The sequence below is a fragment of the Gluconobacter thailandicus F149-1 = NBRC 100600 genome (assembly GCF_000964465.1).
Classification (GTDB): Bacteria; Pseudomonadota; Alphaproteobacteria; order Acetobacterales; family Acetobacteraceae; genus Gluconobacter; species Gluconobacter thailandicus.
In genome coordinates this window covers 1-4896 of sequence record NZ_BANH01000088.1, presented here as the reverse complement: position 1 = coordinate 4896, position 4896 = coordinate 1, and the positions used below count along the sequence as shown (strand labels likewise).

General features: G+C 51.0%; 5 protein-coding genes. 2 read left to right on the top strand and 3 right to left on the bottom strand.

Annotation, left to right across the window (positions count from 1 at the left end):
• Positions 1 to 193, top strand: a 193-nt coding sequence (locus tag B7444_RS15460) for an IS3 family transposase (protein ID WP_373277519.1), incomplete at its 5' end; no start/stop codon positions are given.
• Positions 194 to 317: 124 nt separating this feature from the next.
• Here B7444_RS15460 and B7444_RS15455 read toward each other — a convergent pair.
• Positions 318 to 1169: an NAD(P)H-binding protein gene (locus B7444_RS15455; RefSeq protein ID WP_231503058.1), complete on the bottom strand. Its 852-nt coding sequence runs from the start codon at positions 1167 to 1169 to the stop codon at positions 318 to 320.
• A gap of 130 nt (positions 1170 to 1299) precedes the next feature.
• On the opposite strand from B7444_RS15455, the gene B7444_RS15450 reads away from it, so the two are divergent.
• Positions 1300 to 1662 (top strand): winged helix-turn-helix transcriptional regulator, encoded by a 363-nt coding sequence (locus B7444_RS15450; RefSeq protein ID WP_007284623.1) that lies wholly within the window; start codon positions 1300 to 1302, stop codon positions 1660 to 1662.
• Positions 1663 to 2236: 574 nt separating this feature from the next.
• Here B7444_RS15450 and B7444_RS15445 read toward each other — a convergent pair.
• Together B7444_RS15445 and B7444_RS15440 are read right to left on the bottom strand one after the other, a co-directional pair.
• The gene (locus tag B7444_RS15445) at positions 2237 to 3463 is read right to left on the bottom strand and encodes an MFS transporter (protein WP_007284622.1); all 1227 of its coding nucleotides are present in this window, start codon (positions 3461 to 3463) and stop codon (positions 2237 to 2239) included.
• A gap of 32 nt (positions 3464 to 3495) precedes the next feature.
• The gene (locus B7444_RS15440) at positions 3496 to 4635 is read right to left on the bottom strand and encodes a JmjC domain-containing protein (protein WP_016738560.1); all 1140 of its coding nucleotides are present in this window, start codon (positions 4633 to 4635) and stop codon (positions 3496 to 3498) included.
• Positions 4636 to 4896 lie beyond the last annotated feature (261 nt).

Here is a 4896-nt window from a genome sequence, read left to right as displayed (position 1 = left end):
ACGCTTCCATTACGACAGTCATGAGCAGTTGAGGACACACCTCAGCGATTTCATGGCAGCCTATAACTTCGGGCGAAGACTCAAGACCCTGAACGGCCTTACCCCTTACGAATACGTCTGCAAAATCTGGACTTCAGAGCCAGAAAAATTCATCATCAATCCAAACCATCAAACCACGGGACTAAACACCTAAGGCTGGCACGCCCGCCCAAGCGATATAAACCCTCGTATCGCGCTGGAGTGCACCGCGTTAGGCTTGCACCGGTGGTGCGGGGCCTTCGTCGACTGGCGCGGCAAAGCACCCAGCAAGTGCGGGGCTACGACTGCCCCAGTCCTCCGGCGGTACTCGCCAGAATCTCGGCCAGGGAACATGGCGTGCCTCCGGTCAAACGCACGATGTCACCGCTGACGATGTCGTAGGCGCCACGCGCCTGCCGCGTCTTCATCGATACCACGGCATCGGCAACAACCTCAGGCAGACCCGTTTTGAGCAACCCGGCTCGCAACACCTCGGCGCGCATCACGTTCAAGGCAAACGGCCGCTGGATGTGCTGCGCGACCAGCCTGCACACCGCTTTACCGCGCAGGGTTTCAGGGCCTGTCAGCTGATATATGGCGCCCTCGTGGCCCTCACTGGTCAATGCGGCGGCGGCAGCTTTGGCCACGTCGCCGCGCGAAACGAAACTGACGCGGCTGTCCTCAAGCGCCGCAAGCCCGCCTGCCGTCAAAGACATCCGCACCTCTTCGACCAGCGTCTCGGAAAAATAGCTCATACGCAGTATCGTCCATGCGGGGATCGCGCTCTTGATCAACGCCTGCTCACTGTGCCAATACGCCGCGCCAACGGCGGACTCCCCCTCACGCTGCGTCCCGGTTGCCGACAACAGGAAGACGTGACCGACTTGGGCCTGTGCAGCGGCATCCACGGCCGCCAACATCTGGCGCGAACGAATCCCCGGCCGCAGATCAGCCCCTGGAATCAACAGCAGGCGATCCAAGCCCTGATAGGCCGCCACCAATGTCTCGGATTGGTCGTAGTCGCCCAAGCGACCTGGATAGGTTAGATCGGTCTTGGGGGTGCGCGAAATCGCCACCAAATTTTCGGTCGCAACCGTTTCCGCCAACGCCTGAACAACTGCGCTACCGAGCTGACCGCTGGCACCGCTCACACCTATTTTCATCATCAGATTCCATGGTTATTTATGGTTCTTTAGGATAAATTTGTTCCTATAAGCTAACAAGTACGCATGAATTCATGCGTCAAGAACACCCAGGTTCCTGTCGCCCCAAGGAGTAGCAATGGAAAATGTAGAAGCGGAATGTCGCGGCCTGGCAGAGGTGATTGCACGCATTGGCGACAAGTGGACGGTTATGGTCTGTGGCCATCTCTCAGAAGGCACCCATCGTTTCAATGCGTTGAAGCACCGCATCCCCGGCATCTCGCACCGGATGCTGACCATCACCCTGCGCGGGCTCGAACGTGATGGACTGGTGGCTCGCAAAGCCTATGCTACCGTCCCGCCGAAGGTTGAGTACTGTCTGACCCCATTGGGGCAAAGCCTAACAGGACCTCTGGCAGCCCTAGCAAGTTGGGCACGCGAGAACCGACCCGCCCTTGAACAGGCCCGCGCCGCATTTGATCGTCGTGCCGCGCAGGACTGAACTGGCGTTGACGTGTGATGAGGCGCGCCGTCAATCAGAGGCGCATGCGGGGCATCATTCCATCAAGTAGCGCCACTTCACCATGCACTCGCCCAACTGTTTATCCGAAGATGGCGGTTCATTCTGCTACAGTATAATTACCAATATGCGCAGCCTCGTCAGGCACATGAGCGGAAATTAGCTGGCAGACAGGAACAGCGGGGACGGCATACGCGAGTTTGTCGGACTTGCCACGAGCACATGTCCGGTTTTGGAAATTCTTTATGGCGCTTTGTATGTCGAGGATGAGGCGGGAACTGCCTATCTGCTTGCCACGCGCTAAGCAGACCTACTGCCTTCGCTGCCATGCCATACATACAAGGAATCGTGGTGTTCCTTGAAAGCGATCCGATCACCCGTCTCCGATCACGACATTACTGCTCGTCCACAAATGTTCCTACTACGGAAATTCCTACAACGTGGAGAGAGCGAATGCCATCACGGCAGCCATCAATCGACATGCAAAGAGGTGAGATCACGTGCCCCGCGCATCAATCAGCGGTAGCGGTTCTTAGCCCTCCATCCTTCAAATCCATCATCCGCGCACAGCTCTACTAGATATACGTGCCACCAGAACGACAAAGCCTATGAAGATGCCAAGAGAAACGACAGTGAACATTCCAGAAAAAGAAATAAACTCCGCTCCCAGTCCACCGATAATCGAACCAGCGAGAAGCGAACTCCACCCGAGGGTTTGAAAGTACGAATGTATTTTTGCTTGAGAGGATGGTGGCGACTTGGACTGTTTGAATGTCGCTGAAGTACTATTAAAAACAGCCGTGGAAAATCCAAAGAAAAAGTTGGCAATCGCAACCATTGTGACCGAAATGTCATGTTTATTGACAACACAAGCCGCCGCGATCAAAAGCCACGACAATGCTGACCCGAATGATGAAATCGCTAACGTGCGCTGGAGTCCAATATACCCTACAATTTTGTCGCCCGATATGGAAGCAACAGAGACACCAATACCAGTCAGCGCAATCAAGACACCTATCGTTGTCGGCGTACATGATAGAAGATTTGTCATGGCAATAACGAACAGTATATTTCCGATTCTTACAAAAAACTTAAAAATCGATATGACGAATGCTATATTGAGCAAATCATAACGAGAAAGTTCTCTTAAAAAAGAAGAGGAACTCCGTCGTGCGATCATATCCCTTCTCTTTGCTGAGATTGCTCGTCCTTCAGGAGCCAAAAATATTAACGGAATACCTATTAAGGTTAAAAGAAAATCGAATATATAAGCACCTTCAATATTATATCTTGATACAATAAGCGCTGCTATTCCCGGCGTAACGATCAATGCAACCGATGTCGCAAACTGAATGCGCGAATTGGCTTTGGCCAGATTCTCATTCTTGATGATACGTGTCATCAAACTGTAGAGCGAAATGTCGAGTGCCGCCGAGCCTGTGCCTAAAGCAAATAAGGCTATTCCCATAACCACCACAGTATTAGCTGATAATAGAAAATGGTTAGTATGAATTATCCATATAATTGGAAGCAAACTTAGAAGGCGAACTGTAAAAGAAACAAATAGACAGAGGGAAGATCGGGTCCTGTCAATCAAGCGACCAATTATTCTCCCAATCAATAGATAAGGAGTGCCGTGAACGAACATCATCAAACCGTTCGACAACGTTGAGCCTGCAAAAATTTGGAGTGCAATATAAGGCAAGGAAAAGTTCGCGACCTGCGTCGCAAAGTCAGCGACCAACTGCAAGATAGTCAGAATATATATATCGCGGTTTTGCATAACGCTGCAAACCAGAATTATTTATCTTCCCGCTATGTGCCGCCGATATCCTTTACCGCGATGCCGTTATCGAGCAGCGCAGATAAAGCTTTTAGGCAAAGTTCTTCATGGCCTGCTGCGAGCAAGTCTCGAATGGCCACGGCGCTTTGTGCATCGTGCAATTTACGAACCATTTTATGACACGTTTTGGGAAGCCTCAATTTGTTCCCATGAAAAAATATCTCGATCTGATTGCCTAAGTCGCGAATATGCGTTGGAATCCACCTTGCCCACAACAAACGTCGCTGATCGTCTAGATCAACGCCCATGATGCGGCTCCCTATCAAGCCAGGCCGAGAGGGATATCTGCCATTTAAAAGTCTTTCCCTAAGACTATTGATTGCTTCTCCTAATTGAAGGCGAGGTGCGGGTCGAGGTCCTGCCAACCGTGGGGCGAGATAGTCCGACATAACATTATACCATCGGAAAGGTGTCACACCGACGGTGATGTGGATCGAGTGGTCGTCTGTTGTGTCTGTTTCGTGGATCATGCCAGCTGGTACGAAAAGAAGATCACCAGCCTCTAGCGTATAAGTCGCATGAACATTGTCATCAGTCGCCATCTCGGAGACGTTCGACCGCTTTTCGACCAAAAGCGGGTCGGTTGCCGCGATGCCCCACAACTTCCACGTTTTGCGCCCACTGATCTGCAAAATCAGCCCGTCTACATTGTCATAATGCCTGGGCAAATTCCCAACGGTGTTTGATGGTGTCACAAATAGCGAAAGATCAACGGTCGCGATCAACGCCGCTTCAAGTTGGACCTTGAGAGCCAAGCAGCTTGTGGAAATCCTCTCGATACCCGTAAAATAAGCTGTATTTCCAGACGCTATACGGTTACGTAGCGTCTCGCGTGAAACGTAGAATGGCACATTGATCCCCGAGAAAGACAGATTGTCGGTGTAGTCGGACACATCAACCCGGGAAGTCCCGTCGTATAACCGCACAAATGGATAGAACAGATCACGCCTGTTCGTCAGCGCCTCAGCGTCATCGAAGGAAAAAAGGCAATTATAGTAGTTATTCCCTCTTCCTTGTATTAATATAGAATCATTATTTAAAATAGCGGTATCAAGATCTCTAAGTGAGATATCCCCAAGCAACCACTTTAGATCAATACTGTTTCCCTGCATGGTTTCTCCCCTATCGCAACATATCGACCTTGAAAGCATATCCATTCAACGTCGATGAAGAATGTCGAGAAGCGAATTTTTATTTTCGAGATGAGAGCTGTCCTGCTTGGCATATTGCTTCGATAGCTCGATATCGAATGCGTCGCATAGATCGTAAAAGCGTTTGGCTTCCTGATCGCAGTGATTTTTGGCGAAAAGCCTGCGATCTATGCGCAGTCTAGGTCACGTTGACAAAGGATCTGATCCAGAGCCTTGCGGCGG